This window comes from Desulfotomaculum sp. OF05-3, from assembly GCF_003435535.1.
In the GTDB taxonomy this organism is placed as follows: Bacteria; Bacillota; Clostridia; order Lachnospirales; family Lachnospiraceae; genus Pilosibacter; species Pilosibacter fragilis.
This window is the reverse complement of the sequence record NZ_QWGO01000002.1, coordinates 127,668-153,369: the sequence shown is the minus strand read 5'-3', so window position 1 is coordinate 153,369 and position 25,702 is coordinate 127,668. Positions and strand designations below refer to the sequence as shown.

General features: G+C 48.1%; 21 protein-coding genes. 4 read left to right on the top strand and 17 right to left on the bottom strand.

The genetic code is table 11. The features are described from left to right. Positions 1-19 precede the first annotated feature (19 nt). The 4 genes from DXA87_RS02285 to DXA87_RS02270 form a co-directional block, all read right to left on the bottom strand. Positions 20-2,284, bottom strand: a complete 2,265-nt coding sequence (locus DXA87_RS02285; RefSeq protein WP_117503140.1) for an ATP-dependent RecD-like DNA helicase — start codon at positions 2,282-2,284, stop codon at positions 20-22. 3 nt (positions 2,285-2,287) lie between these two features. After that, entirely contained in the window at positions 2,288-3,286 is a 999-nt protein-coding gene (locus DXA87_RS02280; protein WP_330579494.1) for a rod shape-determining protein, read from the bottom strand. A 184-nt stretch (positions 3,287-3,470) separates the two neighbouring features. Then, entirely contained in the window at positions 3,471-4,571 is a 1,101-nt protein-coding gene (locus DXA87_RS02275; protein WP_117484023.1) for a hypothetical protein, read from the bottom strand. Between the two features lie 345 nt (positions 4,572-4,916). Next, on the bottom strand, positions 4,917-5,174 hold the full coding sequence (locus DXA87_RS02270) for a hypothetical protein (protein WP_117469071.1): 258 nt from the start codon (positions 5,172-5,174) through the stop codon (positions 4,917-4,919). Positions 5,175-5,293: 119 nt separating this feature from the next. On the opposite strand from DXA87_RS02270, the gene DXA87_RS02265 reads away from it, so the two are divergent. Continuing rightward, positions 5,294-6,403: a DUF5722 domain-containing protein gene (locus DXA87_RS02265; RefSeq protein ID WP_117469070.1), complete on the top strand. Its 1,110-nt coding sequence runs from the start codon at positions 5,294-5,296 to the stop codon at positions 6,401-6,403. 216 nt (positions 6,404-6,619) lie between these two features. Next, the gene (locus tag DXA87_RS02260; RefSeq protein WP_117503139.1) at positions 6,620-7,714 is read left to right on the top strand and encodes a hypothetical protein; all 1,095 of its coding nucleotides are present in this window, start codon (positions 6,620-6,622) and stop codon (positions 7,712-7,714) included. Between the two features lie 228 nt (positions 7,715-7,942). Here the strand turns inward: DXA87_RS02260 and yajC are convergent, their stop codons facing one another. From yajC to scfA, 5 genes are all read right to left on the bottom strand, one after another. Beyond that, positions 7,943-8,221 (bottom strand): preprotein translocase subunit YajC, encoded by a 279-nt coding sequence (gene yajC, locus DXA87_RS02255; RefSeq protein ID WP_015553085.1) that lies wholly within the window; start codon positions 8,219-8,221, stop codon positions 7,943-7,945. 20 nt (positions 8,222-8,241) lie between these two features. After that, positions 8,242-9,387, bottom strand: coding sequence for a tRNA guanosine(34) transglycosylase Tgt (tgt, locus tag DXA87_RS02250; RefSeq protein WP_117503138.1), 1,146 nt, complete (start codon positions 9,385-9,387; stop codon positions 8,242-8,244). A 32-nt stretch (positions 9,388-9,419) separates the two neighbouring features. Continuing rightward, entirely contained in the window at positions 9,420-11,660 is a 2,241-nt protein-coding gene (gene secD, locus DXA87_RS02245) for a protein translocase subunit SecD (protein WP_117503137.1), read from the bottom strand. A gap of 141 nt (positions 11,661-11,801) precedes the next feature. Beyond that, complete coding sequence (gene scfB, locus DXA87_RS02240) at positions 11,802-13,208, bottom strand: thioether cross-link-forming SCIFF peptide maturase (protein WP_117503136.1); 1,407 nt, start codon at positions 13,206-13,208, stop codon at positions 11,802-11,804. A gap of 247 nt (positions 13,209-13,455) precedes the next feature. After that, entirely contained in the window at positions 13,456-13,602 is a 147-nt protein-coding gene (gene scfA, locus DXA87_RS02235; RefSeq protein WP_015553081.1) for a six-cysteine ranthipeptide SCIFF, read from the bottom strand. A 394-nt stretch (positions 13,603-13,996) separates the two neighbouring features. Here scfA and DXA87_RS02230 point away from each other — a divergent pair, with 394 nt between their 5' ends. After that, a complete protein-coding gene (locus tag DXA87_RS02230) occupies positions 13,997-14,356 on the top strand; it encodes a TIGR04086 family membrane protein (protein ID WP_117503135.1) in 360 nt (119 codons plus the stop codon). On the opposite strand, the gene DXA87_RS02225 is transcribed toward DXA87_RS02230, so the two are convergent. From DXA87_RS02225 to DXA87_RS02190, 8 genes are all read right to left on the bottom strand, one after another. Beyond that, a complete protein-coding gene (locus tag DXA87_RS02225) occupies positions 14,353-14,472 on the bottom strand; it encodes a hypothetical protein (RefSeq protein ID WP_015553078.1) in 120 nt (39 codons plus the stop codon). The genes DXA87_RS02230 and DXA87_RS02225 overlap by 4 nt on opposite strands. 12 nt (positions 14,473-14,484) lie before the next feature. After that, positions 14,485-15,612, bottom strand: a complete 1,128-nt coding sequence (locus DXA87_RS02220) for a sodium ion-translocating decarboxylase subunit beta (RefSeq protein WP_117503134.1) — start codon at positions 15,610-15,612, stop codon at positions 14,485-14,487. A 332-nt stretch (positions 15,613-15,944) separates the two neighbouring features. After that, a complete protein-coding gene (locus DXA87_RS02215) occupies positions 15,945-17,243 on the bottom strand; it encodes a hemolysin family protein (protein WP_117469063.1) in 1,299 nt (432 codons plus the stop codon). A gap of 385 nt (positions 17,244-17,628) precedes the next feature. Beyond that, positions 17,629-18,318: a P-II family nitrogen regulator gene (locus tag DXA87_RS02210; RefSeq protein ID WP_015553074.1), complete on the bottom strand. Its 690-nt coding sequence runs from the start codon at positions 18,316-18,318 to the stop codon at positions 17,629-17,631. An 8-nt stretch (positions 18,319-18,326) separates the two neighbouring features. Continuing rightward, positions 18,327-19,871, bottom strand: a complete 1,545-nt coding sequence (locus DXA87_RS02205) for a DUF1538 domain-containing protein (RefSeq protein WP_117469293.1) — start codon at positions 19,869-19,871, stop codon at positions 18,327-18,329. Between the two features lie 333 nt (positions 19,872-20,204). Continuing rightward, the gene (locus DXA87_RS02200; protein ID WP_117503133.1) at positions 20,205-21,623 is read right to left on the bottom strand and encodes a TIGR00366 family protein; all 1,419 of its coding nucleotides are present in this window, start codon (positions 21,621-21,623) and stop codon (positions 20,205-20,207) included. Further along, on the bottom strand, positions 21,617-22,750 hold the full coding sequence (locus tag DXA87_RS02195; protein WP_117484032.1) for an amidohydrolase: 1,134 nt from the start codon (positions 22,748-22,750) through the stop codon (positions 21,617-21,619). Before DXA87_RS02195 ends, DXA87_RS02200 begins: the two co-directional genes overlap by 7 nt. Positions 22,751-22,808: 58 nt before the next feature. After that, positions 22,809-24,209: an AbgT family transporter gene (locus DXA87_RS02190; protein WP_117484033.1), complete on the bottom strand. Its 1,401-nt coding sequence runs from the start codon at positions 24,207-24,209 to the stop codon at positions 22,809-22,811. Between the two features lie 219 nt (positions 24,210-24,428). Between DXA87_RS02190 and DXA87_RS02185 the strand changes: the two genes are divergently transcribed. Beyond that, a complete protein-coding gene (locus DXA87_RS02185; protein WP_117503132.1) occupies positions 24,429-25,223 on the top strand; it encodes a MerR family transcriptional regulator in 795 nt (264 codons plus the stop codon). The last annotated feature ends 479 nt before the right edge of the window (positions 25,224-25,702 follow it).

Here is a 25,702-nt window from a genome sequence, read left to right as displayed (position 1 = left end):
TCGAACAAATAGTGCAGGTCTATTTCTGCATCATAGATGTATCAATCTCCAGAATCCGGTCCTTCAGCCCCGAGTACCGTTTCTGCTCCACCTCATTGTCCACCATCGCCTGGAACACCTCCGGGATCCCGACCAGGCAGACACACGATTTTGCTCTCGTGACCGCTGTATAGATCAGGTTTCTCGTCATCAACATCCTCGGACCGGAATGGACCGGGATCACCACTGCCGGATACTCGCTTCCCTGGGACTTGTGGATCGTGATCGCATAGGCAAGTTCCAGCTCCTCCAGCTGCTTAAAACTGTACTCCACCATCTTCCGCTCATCGAACTCCACCTCCAGAGTTTCCGCAAAGCTGTTGATGGACCGGATGATCCCCGTGTCTCCATTAAAGACGCCTTCCCCTTTTTCCACCGGGATCCCGTACCTGTTGCGGACCTCCCACTCGATCTGGTAATTGTTTTTGATCTGCATGACCTTATCGCCGACCCGGAAGATCGTTCCGCCGGACTCCTTTTCCGCTTTCTGCGGTGCAGGCGGATTAAACTTCTCCTGAAGCTGCTTATTTAATGCCTCGACTCCGAGAGCGCCTTTCCGCATCGGCGTCATGATCTGGATATCTGACATCTCGGCATGGACATAGTTCGGAAGCTTGTCCTGCACAAGGACCATCATATCCTTCACGATGTCCGCCGGATAGTCACGGCGAATAAAAAGGAAATCACGGCTCTTCTTATTTAAGGGAACCACCTCTCCGTCATTGATCTTATGGGCATTGACAATAATGTCACTCTGGGCCGCCTGGCGGAAGATCTTTGTAAGTTTTACAACAGGGAACGCCTCAGACGCGATCATATCCCGCAGGACATTTCCCGGTCCGACGCTCGGAAGCTGGTTAACATCTCCCACAAGGATCAGCCTCGTCCCCACATTTACTGCCTTTAAGAGCGAGTGGATCAGGCTGATGTCGACCATCGACATCTCATCGATGATGATCACATCCGCGTCGAGAGGATTTTCCTCGTTCCGCTCAAAATGCATGCCCTCCAGCCGGTTCTCGCCGGAATTGCCGTTGTTTTTCGGATCCGCGACAGGCGCTCCGGTCAGCTCCAGAAGGCGATGGATCGTCTTTGCCTCATATCCGGTCGCCTCCGTCATGCGCTTTGCCGCACGCCCCGTCGGGGCCGCCAGAAGGATCTCCATATCTTCCTGGTCAAAATAGTGGATGATCGTGTTGATCGTCGTTGTTTTACCAGTTCCAGGTCCTCCGGTGATAATAAGGAGACCATTGCTCACCGCCTCCATCACCGCCTGCTCCTGGAGCTCATCCAGCTCGATCTTCTCCGCCTCCGTGATCTTTTTGAGCCGTTTTTTCACGTCCTCCTCATTGATCTTCGAGTGAATATTCAGATCATGCAGCATTCTCGCCGTATTGAGTTCCATATAGTAGAACTGTGCCGGATAGACGATCCGCTTTCCGTCCTTTTCTTTCACCACCAGCTTCTTCTCCATCTGGAGATCCACCAGATGTTTTTCCATGTGCTCCGGTTCCACATTTAAGAGTGCCGATGCGTTGGCAAACAGCTCCTCCTCCGGCAGATATGTATGGCCATTTCCCGTCGCCTGGAGCAGTGCATAGAAGAGTCCGCTGCGGATCCGGTAATCGGAATCCGTAAAGATACCGACTTTCGCCGCGATCTCATCCGCGATCTTAAAGCCTACGCCCTGGATATCATCCGCGAGCTGATAAGGATTTTCCTGGATGACCGAGTACATCTTCGGACCGTAATGCTGGTAGATCTTCACCGCAAGGTTCATGGAAATCCCGTACTGCTGAAGGAAGACCATCGCCTGGCGCATATCCCGTTTTTCCTCCACCTGGCTGCAGATCTCCATCGCCATGCGCTCGCTGACGCCTTTGACCTCTGCGAGGCGCTCCGGCTCTTCTTCCATGATCCGGAATGTATCCGCCTTGAACTTTTTCACGATCCTTTTAGCTAAAGCAGCTCCGATGCCTTTGATAGCACCGGAGCCGAGATACCGTTCAATTGCCAGTGTGTCCTCGGGAGCCTTTATCTCATAGCTCTCCACCGCAAGCTGTTCACCGTAGATGGAGTGTTCCACCATCCGGCCCGTCGCCTCGATCCGCTCTCCCTCACTGATGTAGGGAAATGTGCCAACGAGGATATATTCTTCTCCCCCGTCCGCCACGCTTAAGACCGAGTAACCGTTATCCTCATTGCGGTATTTGATTCTTTCCACATAGCCTGTTACAGTTGCCATTTTTTATTTTTCTGCGCCTTTTCCGCCGTGTGCGAACTCGATAAACTTACCGGTTCCGATCGCAACCGCTGTAAGCGGCTCCTCCGCGATCATCGTCGTGATTCCTGTCTTCTCCTCGATCAGAGCGTCAAGTCCTGAGATCAGGGATCCGCCGCCGGTGAGAACGATTCCGCGGTCAAAGATATCTGCCGCAAGTTCCGGCGGTGTGCGCTCCAGTACGTTGTGTACGGCGTCAACGATCTGCATCGCCGGCTCTCTTAACGCCTCGAGTGTCTCGTCGGATGTGACAACGATGGTCTTCGGGAGACCGGTCACAAGGTTTCTTCCGCGGACTTCCATCGTCACAAGCTCCGGACGGCGGTAAGCCGCGCCGATATTGATCTTGATCTCCTCGGCGGTTCTCTCACCGATCAGAAGATTATGTTTCTTTCTCATATAGCGGACGAGAGCTTCATCGAAGTCATCTCCGGCAGTCTTGATAGAAGTACTTACGACCGTACCGCCGAGGGAGATCACCGCGATATCCGCAGTACCGCCTCCGATATCTACGATCATGTTTCCGCATGCCTTGGAAATATCGATTCCGGCACCGATCGCTGCGGCAACCGGCTCCTCGATAATGCAGACCTCGCGGGCACCTGCCTGGTATGTTGCATCCTCAACGGCCTTTCTCTCAACCTCTGTCGCTCCGCTCGGGATGCAGACAGCGATACGCGGTTTTCTTAAGGTTCTCTTTCCGACCGCCTTGTTAATGAAATATTTTAACATTTTTTCGGTTACGGTATAATCGGAAATTACACCTTTACGGAGCGGTCTTACCGCAACGATATTACCCGGAGTACGTCCGATCATCAGACGCGCCTCCTCACCGAAGGTAATTACTTTATTCGTCTCCCTGTCCAGTGCTACTACGGACGGCTCCTTTAAAACAACGCCTTTTCCCTTAATGTATACAAGGATGCTGGCGGTACCTAAGTCAATTCCAATGTCGTTGGACATCATCATTGTCGTCTTCCTCCTGTCTCTCTAACTGAAAATCTCCTGAATCCATTTCCACATCCCATCGGTGGGATGTGCCTCGCTTATCTCTCTATCAGAAAACCCTGCTTTATTCAGGGCGCGAAATATCAGTTTTTATTATATACGAAAGACCTTTGTTTTTAAAGGGGTTTTTGAAATTTTTATTCTACTGCACCCAGACGCCATTTTTATCAACATAATACTGTCCGCCGATCATCTGGCTCGTGAGCATCGCGCCGTCAGCTCCGCAGTAGTACCATGCGCCGTTGGTCTGTACCCACTGGCTCTTGACCAGCGCGCCGGACACTCCGCAGTAATACCACCGGTTGTTGTTCATTACCCACTGGTTCTCTGTCATATATCCGGACTGGTTGAAATAATACCATACGTTGTTGATCAGCTTCCAGTTCGCCACTGGGTAAGTCTTATCCGGGTTGCACCACCACCAGCCGTTGCCGTCGCGGAGCCATGCGCCGTCTGCGGTGCTGGAGGAGCTGGAGCTTGTCTGATTGTTTGATCCTGAGGAACCGCTGCCGTAATACTTCGCTGCTGCTGTGCGGTTCGCGTAGATTGCGGATGCCTCGCTGCTGTTTACATCTTTGGAGTCAGACTCCTGCCAGCTGGTCTCGTTGTTTCCCCGGATCGCTTTTACCTTAAATGTATAACTTCCACTTTTTGTGAAGGAACCACAGAAGTTGTAGTAATCATTCGTTGTCGTATATGTGGAGCCCACTGCGCTTCCGTCCCTATATAAACGAACCTGATATTTCTTTGCGGAATCAGATCCCTCCCAGCATGCAACTCCACCGTAGCTGTCATCCCAGAAAAGATCATATACTTCCAAATCATCATCAGAATCATAGTCCGTGTCGATATCTTCGATCTTCGGGAGTGTCACATAGACAGACAGCTTTGAAGTACTTCTCGAAACAGATGTCACCGTCTGATCATCATTTCCGAGATATACATCGGATCTACCGAGTCCGGTGGAGAACGTATATCCGCTCTCCGCGCCAAGAGTAACTTTTACCTTCGGCTTTGTGCTGTCGTTCCAGTCTCCGCTCGGTGTATTTGTGACTGTCACCTCATCCACATAACAGCCGTCATCCGACACTTCCGCCTCAACTTCAAGGTTGTCGGAATCTGTCAGGACTGCACTGATATCGATCGTGACCTCCTCGATTCTTTCCGATGCCATAACCGGAAATGCCAGCATTGCTGTCATAAGAAACGCTGCGGGTACTAATATCATTTTTTCTTTCTTCATTGTGAACCTCCCCGTTTTCTTTTTCTCTTATCTCAAGATGTTGGGATCAAAAGCTTTTGGCCTCTCTGATACCAATTTATTATATAGTATATCAGATATTTATGGACAATTTATGTTCAAATTTCCTGCCAAACTTCGGCAAAAATGCGGCAGATCTCCGGGAAATCCTCGGCGCAGGATTTGTTGTCTGTCTCTGTGCCAATTTTCGCCATATTTCGATACGGCTCTTCATTATTCGTTAAGTAATTTTACTTTCTTTTAATTTTTTACTCACAGTTTAGACACATTTTGTCTATATAATATAATTACGTTATCCGAAAGGATAACCTGCCTTTGTTTCAAGTGTTACACTTGAACACACAAAGCTTTTTCATACTCATACCTGTCGGAGGCAACTCTGGCAGGTCCCCCTAAAAAATTGATACTTTCCATACTCCCCTTAGGGACTGCAGGAACGGCTGCGGTCCCTATTTTTTGCTCTGCCAGCTTGCCAAAGTTCTTTTTTCCTATATCCTTGTTTTTAACTTTTATTTCCGGACATAATTGTTTCAATTTCAAATTCCGGCATTTTCCCCTTTTCACCAGTTTTACGTCCCTTTCCATTGACTTCTATTCCGCCTCACGGTATAGTAAATATATGAACATTGCCAACAGTGCGGAGGAATTATTTTCAGGAATCAATGCTCCGCAAAAAATGGCTCATTCCACAAAGGGGAAATCTTATGAATTCACTGAAGCGCATCGCAGCTGCCGCGCTGTCCGCAGCGCTCTGCTTTTCCATTGCCGTTCCGGCCTACGCCGACCACTACCAGACTCCAAAGTCCATCAAGGGCGTTCTGATCAATGAACATGCCCAGATCCCGGACGTTCTCGAGGTCGGTGCTTCTCAGGTCGTTTTAAATTTTCCGATGTCCTGGGCATTCAGCAGCCAGTTGTCTGTCTGCCAGGATCTCTACACAAAGCTTGACCAGGCAGGCGTCACTGTGACGCTGATCGTCTTAAACGACTGGGCAGCAGCGAGCTACAGCCCGTCTCTTCTTCCGGTATCCCAGCCAACCGGCGCAAGCTACTACGCGTTCAACACCTTAAACGATGCCGGCGTCCAGGCCACAAGAGAGGCCGCGAAGCGCGTCACAGAGGCATTCAGGGATTGTGTCTCCAACTGGGTCATCGGCAATGAGATCAATGATGGACAGGCGTGGAACTATATCGGGCAGATGGATATTGACACCTACTGTTCCAACTACGCGACCGGATTCCGCACCTGGTACGACACCATCAAAGGTTCCAACAAGCTGGCAAACGTCTATATTCCGTTCGACTTCCGCTGGAACTGCGGACAGGTCGAGGGCTTCAAGTACGGCGCTATGGACATGATCCCGCGGTTAAACAGCCGCCTGAAAGATACCGACTACGGTATCGCATGGCACGCATATCCGGAGACCTTCGAGGATCCGGTCTTCTCCGATGACAAATATACACTGGAAAAAGCAGATACTTATATCATCAACCTGAAGAATCTTCATATTCTGACCGATTATATGCAGCAGGCCGACATGCTTTCCCCGTCCGGAAAGGTCCGCCACCTGATCCTCTCCGAGCAGGGATTCACTTCTGATTCCCCGGTCCACGGCGGTCAGTGCCTCGATCTCCAGGCCCAGTGCATTAAGGAAGCTTATGAGACCGCAAAGGCAAATCCATACGTTGAGGCATTCCTGTTGAACCGCATGAAGGATGAGCAGGGACTTCTGGGTGCGCATTATGCGTTCGGTCTCATCGATGTGAACGGAAATAAGAAGCCAAGCTTTGAGGTTTATAAAACCCTTCAGTAATTTTTCCAATGCCTGACCGTCCGTGTTAAGAATACAGCAGACAACCAGATATTTTTACAATAAATCAATTGACAAAACAGCCGCCCCGGTCATATCCAGGCGGCTGTTTTCACATCTGTTTTCTTTTTCCAGGCCTGTTCTTTCGTTACACCTTGTTATTTCCCTGTTCCTGTCGTATGATATGGATAAACTGAATTTACAACCGAGAGGAGACTTATGTATACTTACACCTGGTATCAATGGCTTACGTTTTTTTATCTATACTGTTTCTTTGGATGGATCTTCGAGTCCACCTATGTTTCCTTAAAACAGAAGCGATTCGTGAACCGAGGCTTTCTGCGGCTACCGATGCTGCCGTTATACGGAAGCGGCGCAGTCATGATGTTATGGGTATCTCTCCCGTTTCAGGACAGCCTGATCCTCACCTATATCTCCGGCGTTATCGGTGCCACGGCTCTGGAGTACGTGACTGGATATGTGATGGAGCGGCTTTTCAAAGTCCGCTACTGGGATTACAGCAACCAGCCCTTTAATCTCCACGGTTATATCTGTCTCAGCTCCTCCATCGCCTGGGGATTTCTGACGATCTTTATGACACACCTGATCCATAAGCCTATTGCGCGGGCCGTCCTCGCGATGCCGCTCTACTGGGATCTGTTTTTTGTATTTTTTGTGACTGTGCTCTTTGTTTACGATTCCATCGTCTGCACGAAGGAAGCGCTTGCCTTCGGAAAGTCCCTGGAAGCTATGCAGAAGCTCCGTGCGGAACTTGACAATCTTCAAGTACAGCGTGCGCTCCTCAAGATGAATACCGAAGACCGCTTACAGGCCGCCAAAGAAGAACTGCTGGATCAGATCGAGGCAAAGAAAGTTCAGGCTGCGGCTCTCACCGGAATGAGTATGGAAGAATTCCGGGAAAAAGCCAGTACAAAACTGGGATCCATCAAGGAAAAACCGGCTGCCGGTATGTCCATGCTTCGCGAAAAGGCCGGATCCGCCGCAGATTCCATCCGCGATCTCTCCAATGTCAGCCTTGAGGAATTAAAGGCAAAGGCCGGAGGAAAGCTCGACAGTCTGAAGGACCTTACCGGAATCCATCTGGAAGCGCTCCGCGGGAAATCTGCGGAACAGCTTGCCGAGATGTTAAAGGAACGGGAATCCCGCCTCGCTGCACTCCGAAAGGAACGCCGCCGTTTCCGCAAAGAAAGGATCCACTCCAACCCAACCGCAGTTTCCCCGAAGTATGCGCGGGAATTTGAAGAATTGAAAAAGTACTTCGAGGACGAAGGAAGAAATGCAACGCCGCAGTAAAAACAGGAAGTTTCTTCCCGGCTCACCCAAAAAAGAATGTGCCTTGGCACATTCTCGCGCCTCGCGCAGTCGCTTGCGACAATCTGCATCTTCGCACGAGTGCGCGTCTTTGGCACGTTAGTGCCTTTTTATGTAACAGGGAATTCCTCAGAATTTCCTGTTACATAAAAAAGAGGTTCATCTCCACATAATCGGAAATGAACCTCTTTCTTTTCTGTTTTTCAGGTCTTACGCCTCCGGTTTTTCAACCTGAACGATCGCCTGTTTCTGCATCGGGATACGGCAGTTCTTATTGTTGCCAAACTCAACGATAACGGTATCGTCTGTCATATCAATGATCACTCCGTAGAATCCGCTGGATGTCAGCACGCTGTCACCGACTGCGATGCTTGCCATCAGTTCCTGCATTTTTTTCTTTTCCTTCTGCTGCGGTCTGATCGCAATGAAGTACATGAAAGCAAAGATTAAAACAATATATCCAATCCAAAATGCCGGGCTGTTAGTCATATCCGTTGCACCTCCTTTTCTTATACCTTGTCTTTATAGTTCCCTGTCACGCCCTCCAACTTTTTCTCTTTGTACTCGGCGTAGCAGTGGTTCTCGATAGCTTCCCTGATCTCCGTCATCATTGTGTTGTAGAAGTAAAGATTGTGGAGCACGCATAAGCGCATTCCAAGCATCTCTTTTGCCTTCAGGAGATGGCGGATATAGGCCCTGCTGTATGAGCGGCAGGCCGGACACTGGCATCCATCTTCGATGGGGCGCATATCCTTTGAAAACTGCTCATTAAACAGGTTGATCTTTCCGTGGTTTGTATATACATGACCATGACGGCCATTTCTTGTCGGGTAAACGCAGTCGAAGAAATCGACGCCGCGGTCCACCGCTTCAAGGATGTTCGCCGGGGTTCCGACACCCATCAGGTAAGTCGGTTTCTCTTCCGGCAGATGCGGAACCACCGCATCGAGGATGCGGTACATCTCCTCGTGACTCTCACCGACCGCAAGTCCGCCGACCGCGTAGCCGTCGCAGTTCATCTTCGAGATCGTATCCGCATGCGCGATCCGGATATCCTCGAAGGTTCCGCCCTGATTGATGCCGAACAGAAGCTGTTCCTTATTGACGGTATCCGGCAGGGAGTTTAATCTCGCCATCTCCGCCTGGCATCTCGCCAGCCATCTTGTAGTTCTCGCGACAGAATTCTCCATGTATTCTCTGGTACACGGATGCGGAGCGCACTCATCGAATGCCATCGCAATCGTGGAACCAAGGTTTGACTGGATCTGCATGCTCTCCTCCGGTCCCATGAAGATCTTATGACCATCGATATGGGAGTTGAAGTAGACGCCCTCTTCCTTGATCTTTCTGAGTCCGGCGAGGGAAAATACCTGAAATCCGCCGGAATCGGTGAGGATCGGACGATCCCAGTTCATAAACCTGTGGAGACCGCCGAGCTCCTTGATCAGCTTGTCGCCGGTCCGGACATGAAGATGGTAGGTGTTGGAAAGCTCCACCTGTGTCCCGATCCCGCGAAGGTCATCGGTGGACACAGCGCCCTTGATCGCGGCGACAGTTCCTACATTCATGAATACCGGCGTGTGGATCGTGCCGTGGACTGTCTCTACGTCAGCCCGTTTGGCACGTCCGTCTTTTGCCAGAATCTTATATTTCATATTTTTCTTGCCTTATAAATTAGTCCCGAAAATTATTTTCCGGATTTCTTCGCTTCCTTTGCTGCCTTCTCAGCATCCTTCTTTGCCTGTTTTTCAACCGCATCCTTCTTCTGCTTCTTTGTGGTCATTACATACCACATAGCGCCTGTCAGGCATACGGAAGAGTAGGTGCCACAGATGATACCTGCCATTAACGGGAGTGCGAACTCACGGATGGAAGATACGCCCATGATGAACAGAACAAATACCATGACAAAGGTCGTCAAGGATGTATTGATGCTTCGTGTGAAGGTCTGGGTGATACTTGTATTTACGATATCAACGGTGGATGCCTTCGGTCCCATGAGCTTGATGTTCTCACGGATACGGTCGAAGATAACGATCGTCGCGTTGATGGAGTATCCGACGATGGTAAGCAGGCAGGCGATCGCTGTGGAACCAACGGACCACTTTGCGAGGGCGTAGCATGCAACTACAACCAATACGTCATGGACCAGAGCTAAAACAGCACTTGCAGCGAAGCGGATATCCTTGAATCGTACCCAGATATAGAGAAGCATAAATACAGTAGCGATCGCTGTAGCCATAACCGCGTCGCGCTTCATCTCAGCACTTACCGCACCAGAGATGCTCTCTGCAGTGATCTTGGACTCATCAACGCCGAAGTTCTCAACAAGTGCCTCGTCTAATGCCTGACGCTCTTCCACGCTTAAGGTTCTTGTCTTGATGATCACTTCGTTTGTTCCTGCAACCTTCTGTGTCTGCGTATCCGCACTGTTAGTGATGGATTCGACTACCGGAACGACCTCACTTGAGATTCTCTCCAGAGACATGTCCTCATTGAAGGTCACGCTTGTGGAGGTACCGCCCTGGAAGTCAAGGGAGTAATTGAACGCGTTTCCGATGGAGGACTTGTTCATTCCCATTCCCGCAACGCCTGCGAGGATCATAACAGCAGAGATGATAAAGCAGATATTTCTCTTTCCGAGGAAATTGAGCGCCTTCTTCTCTTTTCTGATGCCGTAGAACTTCTGATCCTGGAATCCAAGGTTATACAGGGTGTTCAGTGTGAACTTTGTAACGAAAAGTGCTGTGAACATGGAAAGAACGATACCAAGGGCAAGTGTTGTAGCGAAGCCCTTAACTGTACCGGAGCCTCTCCAGTAAAGAACAGCCGCTGCGATCAGTGTTGTCACGTTACCATCGACGATGGCGGATAACGCTTTCGCAAAACCTGTCTTGATTGCGGAATGAACGGTCTTTCCGAGACCGATCTCCTCCTTGATACGGGTGAAGATGATGACGTTCGCATCAACCGCCATACCGATGGAAAGGATGATACCGGCAATACCCGGAAGTGTTAATGTAACCTCAAAGGCCGCGAGCAGAATCAGCATCAATGCCACATAGAGGCAGAGTGCAAGGGATGCCGCAAGACCCGGGATGAGGTAAACTACGATCATGAATACGCATACGATTCCGAAACCGATCGCGCCGGCCTTTAAGCTTGTCGTGATCGCTTCCTGACCAAGTTTCGCGCCTACCACGTTGGAACGGAGTTCCTCCAGTTCCAGGGAAAGGGAACCGATACGGATCGTGGACGCAAGATTCTCAGCCTCTTCATAGGAAGTCATGCCGGAGATAGAGGCCTGTCCTCCTGTGATCGCCTGCTGTACGGTCGGGTTAGAGTACATCACATTATCGTAAACGATCGCGATCTTCTTGCCGACGTTCGCTGCAGTCACATCTGCGAATTTCTTAGTACCTTCATCGGTAAATGTAAGCGCTACTTCATAGTTATTGTTTCCTGTCTGCTGGTCTTTATAGATCACAGCTTTCGCAGAAGCTACATCGGTTCCTTCCAGTACAACATTCCAGTTCTCATCATAGAACTGTAAGGATCCCGGCTTACCGAGCTCTTCCAGGATCTTGTTCGCGTCTGTGACACCCGGAATATCAACATTGATACGGTTTCCGCCTTCCTGATAAACCTCTGCCTCAGAGCTGTAGTTCTGTACTCTCTGCTGCAGCTTGTACTGGGTATCGGACATATCCTCGGCGCTCGGATTCTCTTCCTTCGCCTGGTAGGTAATGCTGACACCGCCTGCCAGATCCAGACCGAGCTTGATTCCGCCATTCTGGGAAGTTACCCCGTTCTCATCGGTGACCAGCTTACTCTTCTGAAGAGTATCATAGCCGAAAAATCCGAAGATACCGAGCACAACGAGCAGTCCCAGGAGGCCGAGCAGTCCCTTTCCTTTGTTGCTCTTCATGATAAAATCTCCTTCTTGATATGATTTCGAGGTTCAAAAGGCTTTTTGTCCCTCTTGATTCCGGAGTCTGCCGTAATCACCGCCTCCGTCATCCTTACAATAACAGTCCGGGGTTTTCTGCCCCTGACCGCTATGATCGATTTAGTTGTTTTCCTCGTCCTCTGCTAAAGCAGCACGGATCATGATCGCACACTCGATACGTTTTTTCTGCATCTCACAGCCGATATCGTAGGCATCCGTAATACTGCCGTGGAAATTGAAGGAATTTGCCGCACATCCGCCGCTGCAGTAGAATCTCGCAAAACAGTTTTTGCATTTCTCTTTCGCGTATACGTTGCAGAGCTTGAATTCATCGCGCACCTTCGTGTTGACCACGCCGGTATCCACGTTTCCAAGCAGGAACTCTTCATTTCCAACGAACTGATGGCACGGATATAAGTCTCCCCACGGAGTTACTGCAAGATACTCGCTTCCTGAACCGCAGCCGGACAGACGTTTCGCAACACACGGTCCCTGACTTAAATCAAGCATGAAGTGGAAGAATTTGAATCCTCTTCCCTCTTTCTGACGTTTTACAAACTCTTTTGCGAGTCTGTCATACTCATCCATGATCTGCGGAAGGTCTTCCTCACGGATGGAGTACGGCTCTTCCGGAGCTGCAACTACCGGCTCCATGGAAAGCTTCTCAAAGCCGAGGTCCGCATAGTGGAGGACATCATTTCCGAAATCCAGATTGTTTCTTGTGAAGGTTCCGCGAACGAAATAATCCTTCTCGCCGCGTGATTTCGCGAATTTCTGGAATTTCGGAACAATAAGTTCATAGCTTCCCTTACCGTTTCTGAACGGACGCATCCGGTCGTTGACCTCCGGACGTCCGTCAAGGCTTAAGACCACGTTGCTCATTTCCCTGTTGCAGAACTCCATGATCTCATCGTTTAAGAGTACGCCGTTTGTTGTCAGCGTGAAACGGAACTTCTTATTGTGCTCCTTCTCCTGGGAACGTCCGTATTCCACAAGCTGTTTTACAACGTTCCAGTTCATAAGCGGCTCGCCGCCGAAGAAATCAACCTCAAGGTTGATGCGGTTTCCGGAGTTTGCGATCAGGAAATCCAGCGCCTTCTTTCCGACCTCAAAGCTCATGAGGGCGCGGCGTCCATGGTACTCGCCTTCCTCTGCGAAGCAGTACTTGCAGGCAAGGTTGCAGTCATGGGCAATATGAAGGCAGAGTGCCTTCACGACCGTCTGGCGTTTCTTGAAATCGATCACATAATCTTTGTAAATATCCGCAGCAAACAGTTCCTCCGCGTCGATGAGCTCCTGAATATCAGAGAGCGCATCCTCAATATCTTCTGCAGAGTACTTACAGACCAGCGCTTCTCTCACTGCTTTTTTCTGGTCATCCGTGAGGGGCATCGGTTTTTCCATATCCGGGACGATCTTTGCCAGAACCTCCACGGCATCGTAGAGCAGCGCGTCTACAGAATGAACCGATCCGCTGTTTACGTCCAAAACAATGTGGTATCCATTATTTATATACTGATGTATCAAAGCTAACTTCTCCTACTGTCTTAATTTTCAGGTGACTGTTCCGTCTCTTCCCGATTACAGTCACGATCTGGTGGTCTCATGACTTCTTTCTTACCTGCCCTTTGTGGTCTGTCAGTGGCGGCTTTCCCGGCATCGCTGTCCGGGAAACCCGTCACCGGCAGATTCTTTGATCAGACAAGAAATAGCCCCTACAATCATACGACCGTAGGGGTCTCTTTAAAAACTTCCGTTTATTCGAAGCCCCGCATTAGCGGTTGCTGTTTTCACAGCTCTGGTTTCCTACTGTGCAGGATGTTTTGCACGCAGACTGGCAGGATGTCTGGCATTCGCCGCAGCCGCCCTTCTTCATGCTGTTCTTTAAAGTGTTGGAACTTAAAGTCTTTACATGCTTCATGGTATCATTTCCTCCTGTTCTCTTATCGTGGGCATAATACCCCGAATTTAAATGAAATTATACCATACGATTTTCTATTATGCAACGGATTTTATTGCCGTGATGCAGGAAAATCCGGTACAAATATCCACTTTTTGTCCGCATAACATGCCGCAGGCAGCTTCCAAATTGTATCCGGCAGCCGCAAAGAAAAAATATCCGGGGCGTTTTTTTCAGCCAAACAGATTCACCGCTTACAAGATCAGCCGCGCAATGCATATGCATGACCTTTCCCCACATATCCTGTATAAAGCAAATGTCCACATCATGATGTCCTCTCAGAATCTTTCTGTACCTGGTTTTATGAGCCCCGGAAAGACTTCTGGAGTACATCCTTCAAGAAAGGAGTTTTCTCATGCAGACAAACCCGGTATGGCGCATGGTACGCGCCCTGATCGCAACTTATATCCTCTCCGGAATTCTTCTGGTGGTACTGTCCTTCGCCCTCTTTAAGTTCCGTCTCCCGGAAAATCAGGTCAATCTCGCCGTCTGCGCAGTCTATATCCTCTCCTGCTTTTTCGGCGGTATTATCGCCGGAAAAACAATGAGGACCAGGCGCTTTTTCTGGGGCCTGGTCCTCGGAAGCTTATATTTTCTGTTTTTATACCTCATGTCCCTCGCCCAGAAGGACGGTGTCACGGAAGATTCCAAAAGACTTCTCTCTGTCCTCGCCATGTGCACATTGAGCGGAATGGCGGGCGGGATGGTGAGCTAACGGTCTCCCACCTTCGTGAGGAGATAAACAACGAGCGCCAGGATCCCCATCACAACGAAGATTCCAAGCATTCCCTTCCACATGATCCCTAAAGCAAGCATTATATTTACATTCATAGTCCAGACCTCCTACATAAAGAATCCAAGGATGATTCCGCCGGCAACTGCAGATGCGACCTGACCGGATACGTTCGCTCCGATAGCATGCATCAGAAGATGGTTTGTTTTGTCCTCCGCAATTCCCATCTTCTCAATGACACGGGCAGACATCGGGAATGCGGAGATTCCTGCTGCTCCGACCATCGGGTTCACTTTGTTCTTGCTGAACAGATTTAAGAATTTCGCAAACACGACGCCGCCGATGGAGTCAAAAATAAAAGCGAAAAGTCCAAGTCCCATGATCATCAGTGTCTGTAAGCTTACGAACTGATCCGCTTTCATGGAGAAAGAGATCGTGATTCCGAGAACAAGTGTGATCAGGTTCGCGAGTGTCGTCTGCGCTGTTTCGGAAAGGCTGTTTAAGCAGCCGCATTCACGGATCAGATTTCCGAACATCAGGAATCCTACAAGAGCAACAGACGCCGGAGCGACAAGTCCTGCGACAAATGTTACAATGATCGGAAAAGCGATTCTTGTGAACCGGCTTACTTTTCCCGGCTCATACGGCATGCGGATCATGCGTTCTTTCTTTGTCGTAACTGCTTTGATCGCCATCGGCTGGATGATCGGCACAAGTGCCATATAGGAATATGCCGCCACCGCGATCGCTCCGATGTAGTTTGACTTTAACACCTGAGATACCAAGATCGAAGTCGGACCATCTGCCGCTCCGATGATTCCGATAGAGGCAGCGTCCTTGATATCAAAGCCGAGAAGTGATGCCATAAAGATCGTAAAAAAGATGCCGAACTGGGACGCTGCACCAAAGAGGAACATCTTCGGGTTCGAAAGCAGCGGTCCAAAGTCGATCATAGCTCCGATACCGATAAAGAGCAGCAGCGGGAAAGCCTCCGATGCCTCAATGCCGGATTCAAAGAGCCACTGGATGATTCCATGAGTCTCACCGGCGCCCTCCATAAACTGGTTTAATACACCGCTGGCCGGGAGATTCACAAGGATCGCACCGAAGCCCATCGGCAGAAGAAGGGCCGGCTCATAATTTTTCTCAATTGCCAGGTAGATCAGTAAAAGCCCTACCACATACATGATGACCTGCTGCCAGGTGATCGATAGTAATCCACTCCATAAAAAGTCCATAAAAACTCCTCCTTGAAAATAGTATGCGCAGGTTTTTCTCTTTCCCTGCCAATGGATTCCATGAAATTTTACAGACCGTCTTTTTTTGACGCCATATCGGATCGCTCTCGGATCCTCAGAGCAACAAAAAAAGACTTTCTGCAGAAATTTCTCTCTGCAAAAAGTCTCGTTACCATTTTACCGGTATGCACCACCAGACGTTTCCGCCGCGATTGTTGACAGTGCATTTCAACTACTCCCCTTTTGGATAGTTTCATATTAATTGGTTTGAAAAAAATTGTCAAGACCGAAAGCTGTACATTTTTCGCTAATTTTGTCGCGGTTCAGTAACTTCACCGTTCGGGTTTGCTCTCCTGCTCACTTTCTTCGCTCTTCTGCGGCGCATCCAGAATATACAGATGCACCTTGTCAATCCGGTTTCTCTCCACCGTATCCACCACAAACCGGAGATTTCCGCTTGTGACTTCCTCCCCCGCCTGCGGGAGATGGTCTAAAAGGCCGATAATATAGCCGCCGACAGAGTCGTAATCTTCTGACTTGAGATCCAGACCAAGCTGGTCGTCGAGATCATCGAGTTTCATAGCGCCCTCGATCACATATTCCTTCGGATTGATCTTCCTGATGCTGTCTTCCTCATCCGCATCGTACTCGTCGCGGATCTCTCCGACGATCTCCTCAAGCATATCCTCCAATGTGATAAGCCCGGCCGTCGCGCCATACTCATCAAGAACGATGGCAACGCTGTTCATGGTCTTGCGGAGTTCCACCATAAGCTCCGTCGTCTTTTTAAACTCGTAGGTGTAATACGGCTCACGCAGGTAATCCCGCAGCTTAAATTCCTTGTCTTTCGGGATCAGGAACAGGTCCTTGATATTCACGATGCCAATGACATTGTCCGTCGTCTCCTCATAAACCGGATATCTCGTATACTTCTCCTGTCGGAAAATATCCATGATCTCCTGATAGCTGGCATTCACATCGAGGAATGTCATATCGATACGCGGAACCATAATATCCTTCGCGACAGAATCCCCAAAATCGAACACGTTGTAGATCATCTTCTTCTCGTCTGACTCGATCACACCCTCTTCGTGGCTGACCTCCACGATCGTGCGGAGCTCATCCTCTGTGATCGCGTCCTGTTTCTTGTTCGGATCCACATGGATCATCTTTAAAACGCCCTTGGAGAGGACATCAACGACCACGATCAGCGGTGTCAGGACCTGCATGATCAGGTAGATCGGTTTCGCGAACTTGAGTGACAGGGTCTCGGAATAGATCGTCGCGGAAGTCTTCGGTGTGATCTCACCAAAGATCAGGACTAACAGCGTCAAAACGCCGGTTCCGATACCGACATATTTATTTCCAAGCACGTCTGTGACCAGCACAGTCATCAGAGAAGACGCTGAAATATTGACAATATTGTTTCCTATTAAAATTGCGCTGAGCATTTTGGGCTGATTGCTTAAGATCTTCTCCAGCACAACGGCATGGCTGAGTCCCGCCTCCGCGAGATTCCGCACACGGATCTTATTTACCGTCATCATTGCCGTCTCCGCCGATGAGAAAAACGCGGATAACGCCAGAAGTCCAATTACGATCAGTCCCTGCAGGGCTTGCCCTGAATCCAAAAAAATCAACTCCTAAATCTTTATAAATTTGACGCCGCCCGGTTTCTTCCGGAGCTTCGTCCATGTTTTGTCTCCCCGCACGCTCCGCTCTGTGTCCGGACCGGTCGAAGATTTACGAATGATTGTACAATACTCTATATGCCGTGTCAATGGTTTCGGGGCATTTCCGCGGCGTTTTTTTAATGGCAGTTACAGTACACGGGCACTCCATGCCCGCGCACTGTAACTGGATTTTGCCGATGCTTCGCATTCCGAATCGGCAAAATCCGCGGTCATAACGGTATCATACGGAATTTTCAGTTCAGAAAATTCCTACCCATGAAAAGTAACTAATGGCACCGTTCCGTTCGTTCAGGCCTGTGATCTGCGGTCAGCGCGAAAGATCTTAATCATCCTCATTCTTTTCGATCAGACGCATCCCCGCCGTCTCTGTCACCGGCAGAGAGAAGACGATCGCCCCCGCCTTGCTTCCGATCCCGGCTTCCTTCATGATGCTCTGCATGATGCCGTTTTTATCCTTTGTCTTCGTGACCATAAAAATCATCTCTTTCTCCTGAGCAAGGGAAACGCCTAAAAACTTTTCCGCCTTCTCCATTCCCGTTCCCTTCGCATGGATCACGGTTCCGCCGGTAGCGTTGGCCTTTCGCGCCGCGTCCATGATCACATCCGTATAGCCCTGATTTGCGATCACTACAAGAAGCTCGTAGTCTGTTCCTTTCAAGCTGCTTTCCTCCTCTTTCTCAAATCCACGGTCCTCGGTCAAAAAGCGAAGCTGCCGCTTTCCGCCGATGCTGCTCAGGGGAGTCACAAAGGCGATCCCCGTTCCCGGAATATCGATCTTGATCTCCTGTTCCAGGCCCTTTTTTACCTTTTTCCATTCCGCCGCCGTCACTACTGCAAACTGGACGGCCTTTTCCGATGCCTCTAACCCGAAGGCGTCCAGCACCTCCGACGCCGCGGTTCCCCGGCCTAACGTCAGGAATGTGACGGAAATCCCATATTCTTTATAGAAGGCGAGGAATCTCCGGCTCTGGTTCCGGTCGCTGATCGTCGCCATCAAGTATAATTCGCTCATAAAACCTCCTACAATTCAATAATCGCGTCATCATCCAGCAGCTCAAACGCCGCGTATGCCCCGGACTGTCCATGAGCTGCGGACATCCCTTCCTGCACTCCGCGCTTCGCTCTTATTCTCGAAGCCAGCCCCATGACCTGGATCGTGATAAGCGGTGTCATGGCAACCATCGCGACCACACCAAAGGCATCTGTGACAATGTTTCCTCCAAGAGCGGAGCAGGCTCCCTGTGCCATCGGAAGCAGAAACGCTGCCGTCATCGGTCCCGATGCCACGCCGCCGGAGTCGAAGGCGATCGCTGTATAGATCTTCGGCACAAAAAACGAGATTCCCAACGCGATCGCGTATCCCGGAATGAGAAACCACAGGATCGAGATCCCTGTAAGTACCCGCACCATCGCAAGTCCGAGAGAAACCGCAACACCCAGGGAAAGTCCCATTCCCATGGCCTTCGAGGAGATCGCTCCGTCCGTAATCTCCTCAACCTGTTTATTGAGAACGTACACGGCCGGCTCTGCCTTTACGATGAAGTATCCCATGATCATTGCGATGGGAACAAGAAACAGCGGGTGGGCAGACTTCGCAAGCACCTGTCCGAGATAATTTCCCGCCGGCATGAAGCCCACGTTCACTCCCGTAAGGAAAAGCACCAGCCCCGCATATGTATAGACGAGACCGATCGCGATCTTCTTTAATTTTCTTATTGTTAATTTTAACATGAAAATCTGGAAAATCATGAAAAATAAGATAATAGGCAGTAAGGAGACCGCGATCTCCTTCATGTAGGCTGGAAGTTCCCTCGCAAAGAGCAGGAACAGTTCTTTTGAATCACCGATCTCCGGGATCACCGGCGGTGTGTAGGCGCTGCTGTCCGCCTTGAAGATCATGCTTAAGATCATGACTGCGAGGATCGGTCCGATGGAGCAGAGCGCTACGAGACCGAAGCTGTCGTCCGCCGCGTGGCGGTCGCTTCGCGTTGCAGAGATTCCGACACCGAGCGCCATGATAAACGGCACCGTCATCGGTCCCGTCGTAACGCCGCCGGAGTCAAAGGCCACGCTTAAAAAAGCCTTCGGCACGAACATCGCCAGTACAAACACCACGCCGTAAAAGACAAGCAGCAGCGGCGGAAGTGCCACGGAGAACAGCATTCGCATCAGTGCCACAACAAGAAATGCGCCGACTCCGCATGCTACGGACAAGATCAGCGTCATGTTCGGCACAGCCGGAACCTGATTCGCCAGAACCTGAAGATCCGGCTCCGAGATCGTAATGATGAAGCCTAAGAGAAAGGACAGCCCGATCACCACCGGAAGCTTCCTGCTCTTCGTCAGGCACGTTCCCACTCGCTCGCCCATCGGTGACATGGCAAGCTCTGCGCCAAGTGTAAAAAGCATCATTCCCGCAAGCAAAAGGACTGCTCCCAAAAGGAAACAGAGCAATATGCTGGAGGAGATGGGCGCGATCACAAAGCAGAGCACCAGCACGATCGCGATGATCGGCAGTACCGCCTGCAACGCCTCATTCCACTTCTCCCGCAGTTTTTTTGTCATTCCCAATATTCCACTCTCCTGTCTTTTTGAGGCGGACATTCCCATTCTCTCAAAATCCGCCCTGTTACTTGGTTTCTTTCCACATTCGTGTTCTCTCCGCCAGGTATTTCACGAACAGGGGATGCCGTTACAGGATCTGTGGGTTTGCAGCGCCACGATCCTGTAACCGGCGAATTATGTTTAGTATAACATGGGAATTGTGAGAAAAGTATGTTTTGAGAGGTTAAGATTCCGCTAAAAAAAGGCGGCTTTGTTCAGATAATTTACTATAAAAAAGATATCAGGCGGTTAAACAGCCCGGAGCTTTCCCTGCCCGCCTGCTCACAGGGAACATCAATAAACGTAAACCGACAATGCTATAAAAAATACCTGTAGGATCGTCATGATCAAAAACAGAGGTGTAATAAATTTATACCATCGCTCAAGCGGGATTCCCATCAGACCGCATTCCAATGAACAGTTCGTTGGCCAGAACATGTCCGAAAAGCCGTCACCAAAACAATATGCCAATACCGCTGTCTGGCGGCTTACGCCTACAATGTCAGCTACAGGTGCTATAATTGGCATAGTGATCGTAGCCTGACTGGAAGAACCATTAATGAAAATATTAATGATGCTCTGTAAAAACAACATTCCAATAGCAGAAATGACGGGATTCCCGATATCCAGAAGAGAAGAAAGGTAGTAAACGATTGTATCGGAAATAAGTGCTTCTTTCATGACAATAAGAATACCCCTGGTAAATCCAATCACAAGGATCGAGGATACCACACTCTTAGTTGACTCAATAAAAGTAAGACAGATCTCATTCAGACTGCTTCCTCCCACGACTCCCGCCACTACCATCATTGCTAAAAATAGTGAAGATATCTCATCGATATACCATCCAAGCATGCTCGTTCCGTAAAGCAGGATCCCTATCGTAGCAAAAAACAAAATCGTACACAATTTGCGGCGAAATGTAAAGTTCACCTCTTTATCATACTGCTTTTTGTCCGATCGTTCCACTTCATCACAGCCATATAAAACTGAAAGTTCAGGATTCTGCTTTACTTTTCTGGCATAGCGCATCACATACCAAATAGATACCATTTCAAATACTGCAAAAATCACCGCGCGATAGGCAACGCCGGAATTCAGCGGTACATCAGCGATGGTCTGGGCAATTCCTACTGAAAACGGATTTGTCATAGCTGCCGCAAATCCGGTAGCTACGCCAATATAAACGACGGCACCTCCTACAAGATTGTCATAGCCTAACGCCAGCATTATGCTTGCAAACAACGGCACAAGACCATAGGTTTCTTCAAATATACCCAATGTTGATCCGAGCATGCCAAACAGCAGCATTCCTACAGGTATCAACAATTCGGTACGTTTCCCCATTAATTTAAGCAGCGCAGACACCGCAGCATCCAGTGTGCCGTTGTCTTTCAATACATAAACAAAGCCATATGCAAAAACAATAAGAAACAAGATATCTGCAGCACTTACATAGCCACGAGACACCGAAAGAAAAATATCAAAGAAGTCTGGGCGGTTTCCTTCAACAAAATGGAAACTGTCAGGTAATACGATCGTTTTTCCATTCGCAGGATCAATTACCCGATCATATTCTCCTCCGGGAATGATATACGTCAATCCTACTACGACCAGTAAAATAATCGTTAAAATTACATATGTATGAGGTAATTTCCACCCGATAAACGACTTTTTACACTTTTCAGTCAAGTTCCTTTGTTTTTTTAACATTCCTGTTTTCCTTCAATAAAAACATGTTCTGCTTTCGCATGAATATCAAATGGATGATGACTCCAGATAACGAGATCCGCATCTTTTCCGCTGACAAGCGCACCTTTTCGATCATCGATACCCAAAATCTCTGCAGGATATGATGTTACTGCGCGCAATGCTTCCGCATCATCCATGCCAAAGCGAACAGCCATAGCAGCATAAATAGGCAAATAATACAACGGTGTTACATCATGATCGGCAGTGATGCAGACTTTAACACCTGCCCTATTGAGGATGCCGGCAGTCTCAAAGCTCTTATTCCAAACCTCCTGCTTGCTGCACGGGTTCATGCTTGGACCGACAATCGCAGGAAAACCGCTGGCTGCTATATGTTCAGCAATGTCAATCCCATCCGTGCAATGAACTATAACAATCCTGATATCGTACTCCTTGGCAATACGGATCGCTGTACAGATATCATCCGAACGGTGAGCGTGAATATGCAGCGGTATTTCTTTCCTCAGAACCATAGCCATATTTTCCTTGCCGGGATCGCATCGGAAATGATCACCATTCTTTTCCGCTTCTTCCTTCTCAAAAAGATATTCCTTCGTATCTTCCAGACACTTACGTAAGTGATAAGCAGTACCCATGCGTGAGGCGAATCCATGCTTAGCTGCCTTCGGGTTTTCTCCAAGGCTGCCTTTCACAGCAGCCTTGCGGGTCACGATCATCTCATCTGCAATCTTACCCGTTAACCGGATAACCGAAGCAACACCTCCGATAACACCATCGCTGCCCGGACAAACACAGGCACAGGTTACTCCTGCCCGGACAGATCGTTCCACTGCTCTGTCAAAAGGATACAGACCGTCCAGCACTTCTAACTGAGGGGTAATCGCATCCGAGTAATCGCAACAATCATCACCCACTTCTCCCATACCTTCTTCGCTGATACAAATATGACTGTGAGCATCAATGAAACCTGGCGTTATATATTTTCCCGCCGCATCTATCACTTCTTCATTTTCTTTTGGAGAAATATTGAAATCCACTTCCGTTATTTTCGTATTTTCGATACGAATATCCAATTTTTCAAAATCATTTGTACAAGTAGTAAACAAATATCCGTTTTTAATAAGCATCAGTGCTACCTCTAAATATAATATTTTTCATTCCTATATATGGGATATATGGGATCTGTTAATAACCAATCATTACAGCCGCCGTCATAAATACAAACTCCATAATAAACAGGATGCCAAACAACGGAGTAATAAATTTATACCATTTGTTAATCGGCACTCCCATCAGACCACAACAAAGAGCGCAGGAAGTCGGCCAGAATATATCTGCGAAGCTGTGTCCCAACTGGTATGCCAATACGGCAATTGAACGGCTCATACCAACCAGTTCGGCTGTTGGTGCCAAAATCGGCATTGTAATCGTTGCCGCACTTGTTGAACCATTGATAAAGAGTTTTACAATGTTCTCAATTATGATCATTCCGTAGGCAGAGAGGTATGTACTTGTATTTTTAAGCAGGCTCACCAGGCCGTATACGATCGTATCTGTGATCATGCCCTCTTTCATTAAAATCAAGATTCCTCTGGTAAATCCGACAATTAACATAGAAGAAACCATGCTCTTAGTAGACTCAATAAATGTCTTACAGATCTCAGTTGCAGAATAACCGCTGATAATACCTGCAACCACCATTGCCATTAAGAAAAATGCTGATATTTCATCTACATACCAGCCCAGGTTCAAAATAGCATAGAATAAAAATATAATGACTCCAAAGAAAAGGACTAAACATAATCCCTGACGGATATTCATGGATGCTGTCTGTAATTCATCCAAGGATTTTGCCTTGACTGCATCCAGCTCAGTGCCATAAACCACAGACTTTGTCGGATTTTTTTTGACTTTGCGGGCATAGTACATCACATAAGCAATGGCAATGATCTCTGTGACAACAAAAATAAGCCAGCGGAATCCCATTCCTGAGTAAAGTTCAACACCTGCAATATCCTGTGCAATAGCGATGGTATAAGGATTCGTGGTGCCTGCGGCATATCCGATCGATACGCCTAAAAAGATAACTGCGCCGCCTACGACAGCATCATAACCCAGGGCAACAAAGATTCCTACGAAAACCGGAAACAGTCCATAGACTTCCTCATAAATACCCATGGTAGATGCCATTAAACCAAGAATCAGCATTGTGATCGGAATCAATAGCTGGACACAATTGCCAATCTTCCGTACTAAAGTTCCCAGCGCAGCATCCATCGTTCCATTTTTGGTTAAAACATAAACAAAACCATACGCAAAAATAATGAGGAACATAATATCAGCAGCGTCCACATAACCAGCTTCCAGAGCCTGAAACAGACCAAACAGCCCCGGCGCCTCAGCATCTACATACGCGTAAGAGTCAGGCACAACGACCATCTTTCCTGTAACCGCATCCTCTACACGCTCATAAGATCCGGCAGGAATGATGTGTGTAAGAATCAGCACGATGAACATAATAGTGACAAGTATCACATATGTATGCGGCATCTTAAAGTTTTTGATCCTTTCCTTTAAAGTTCTCATAAGTACCTCCTTAGTTTATAATCTTTGTAGCAACACTGCATGTTTTCTGAATGCTTATCCATCACCTTGCAGCACCACACTATAATACACATTCAGTCCCTTCAGCATTGCCTTTTCTTATATTTAAATCCTTAAAGTTACTTGAATGTCAAGTGTGAAATTGTTATAATAATAACAGTTGCTTTTTGATCATTATCCACATTCACCGGAGTTCTAAAAATGGGCAAAAAAAATCTTACCATCGGAGAAATATCCGAGATATTGAACATTACCCCTTCAACCCTTCGTTTTTGGGAAAAGGAGAACCTCTTTCATGTCAGCAAAAAGAGTAATCACTACCGAACCTATACCAATACGGATTTAATCGACATAGCCGATATCCTGTATTATCGGAATCTTGGAGTACCGGTTAAAGACATCCGTGCATTTTCTTCTCTGGAATTATCTGAATATGATCAGTTCCTGGAAAATCAGGAACGGGAACTCAACAAAAAGATTGAAGAATATCAGCAGATGCTGCTAAGATCGCAAAGTCTGAAGAGGAACTATTATCGGTTGCTGAGACTGCTCGTCAATCCCTTTATCCTTGAGACTCCGGACTTTCATCACGTCATCTCATGGGATTTCCGTGAAAAAGAACGGATCCGGCAATACGTATCCGATCCTTCATACTACGTCTGGTGTAAGGATACCAACTCAGAAATTTCTGGACGTAAAGGACTCATTGTATCTGAAAACAGTTCTTATTCCCGCTCGGATCTCATATGGGAAAACAGACCCGGCAGCCGCTACATCAGTTTTCCCGTCAAAGCCATGATTGAAAATGATTATTCCGGACTTGAAGCGCCAAAGATCGTAGCTGAAGTACAGCGCCATACCACTACCGGTTATTTAATTACTCGTCACCTCTTAAACTGCAAGATCAATGGCGAAAATGTCGAATATCTGCAGGCTTATCTTGAAATCACTGGAGCGTGGGATGATTCATTTACGAAAAGATTAATGTTAGATTAATGTTTTGGTGAATATATCCTTTTTAGACAAATGAAATTATGCATGATTTTTCACAAAAAACACTCTTTAGATTTGTAAAATAACTCCCTTTTCGGAATTGTGTACCCATGGGAAATGAGTTTATAAATATACAATGCAAACAGCAGACATCTATTTTACAATCAAATATATAAAAACTAGTATTTATAGGGGGGTAAATCAGCATGAAATGTCCATATCGTGGTGAAGAAATGATGAGAGGATACCTGATGAGCTCACGAGACATTACTTTTACAATTGATAATCAGACAAAAGTTTTTCATACAAAAAAATCGGACGATTTGGAATTGAGTAAAAGTTCAGGAGGAATCCCTCATTGTGAAGCTTATCGTTGTAGTAGTTGTAAAAAGATTTTGATTGATTATGCAAATAGATAACTTCCAATCTTTCGGTGAGATTGAAACTCAGCGACAACTCGGAAGTTGTCGAACTGACACATT

Coding starts and splice junctions, on each gene's coding strand:
- DXA87_RS02285 (WP_117503140.1), bottom strand. CDS start 2,284: ATGGCAACTGTAACAGGCTATGTGGAAAGAATCAAATACCGCAATGAG.
- DXA87_RS02280 (WP_330579494.1), bottom strand. CDS start 3,286: ATGATGTCCAACGACATTGGAATTGACTTAGGTACCGCCAGCATCCTT.
- DXA87_RS02275 (WP_117484023.1), bottom strand. CDS start 4,571: ATGAAGAAAGAAAAAATGATATTAGTACCCGCAGCGTTTCTTATGACA.
- DXA87_RS02270 (WP_117469071.1), bottom strand. CDS start 5,174: ATGGAAAGGGACGTAAAACTGGTGAAAAGGGGAAAATGCCGGAATTTG.
- DXA87_RS02265 (WP_117469070.1), top strand. CDS start 5,294: ATGAATTCACTGAAGCGCATCGCAGCTGCCGCGCTGTCCGCAGCGCTC.
- DXA87_RS02260 (WP_117503139.1), top strand. CDS start 6,620: ATGTATACTTACACCTGGTATCAATGGCTTACGTTTTTTTATCTATAC.
- yajC (WP_015553085.1), bottom strand. CDS start 8,221: ATGACTAACAGCCCGGCATTTTGGATTGGATATATTGTTTTAATCTTT.
- tgt (WP_117503138.1), bottom strand. CDS start 9,387: ATGAAATATAAGATTCTGGCAAAAGACGGACGTGCCAAACGGGCTGAC.
- secD (WP_117503137.1), bottom strand. CDS start 11,660: ATGAAGAGCAACAAAGGAAAGGGACTGCTCGGCCTCCTGGGACTGCTC.
- scfA (WP_015553081.1), bottom strand. CDS start 13,602: ATGAAGCATGTAAAGACTTTAAGTTCCAACACTTTAAAGAACAGCATG.
- DXA87_RS02230 (WP_117503135.1), top strand. CDS start 13,997: ATGCAGACAAACCCGGTATGGCGCATGGTACGCGCCCTGATCGCAACT.
- DXA87_RS02225 (WP_015553078.1), bottom strand. CDS start 14,472: ATGAATGTAAATATAATGCTTGCTTTAGGGATCATGTGGAAGGGAATG.
- DXA87_RS02220 (WP_117503134.1), bottom strand. CDS start 15,612: ATGGACTTTTTATGGAGTGGATTACTATCGATCACCTGGCAGCAGGTC.
- DXA87_RS02210 (WP_015553074.1), bottom strand. CDS start 18,318: ATGAGCGAATTATACTTGATGGCGACGATCAGCGACCGGAACCAGAGC.
- DXA87_RS02205 (WP_117469293.1), bottom strand. CDS start 19,871: ATGACAAAAAAACTGCGGGAGAAGTGGAATGAGGCGTTGCAGGCGGTA.
- DXA87_RS02200 (WP_117503133.1), bottom strand. CDS start 21,623: ATGTTAAAAAAACAAAGGAACTTGACTGAAAAGTGTAAAAAGTCGTTT.
- DXA87_RS02195 (WP_117484032.1), bottom strand. CDS start 22,750: ATGCTTATTAAAAACGGATATTTGTTTACTACTTGTACAAATGATTTT.
- DXA87_RS02190 (WP_117484033.1), bottom strand. CDS start 24,209: ATGAGAACTTTAAAGGAAAGGATCAAAAACTTTAAGATGCCGCATACA.
- DXA87_RS02185 (WP_117503132.1), top strand. CDS start 24,429: ATGGGCAAAAAAAATCTTACCATCGGAGAAATATCCGAGATATTGAAC.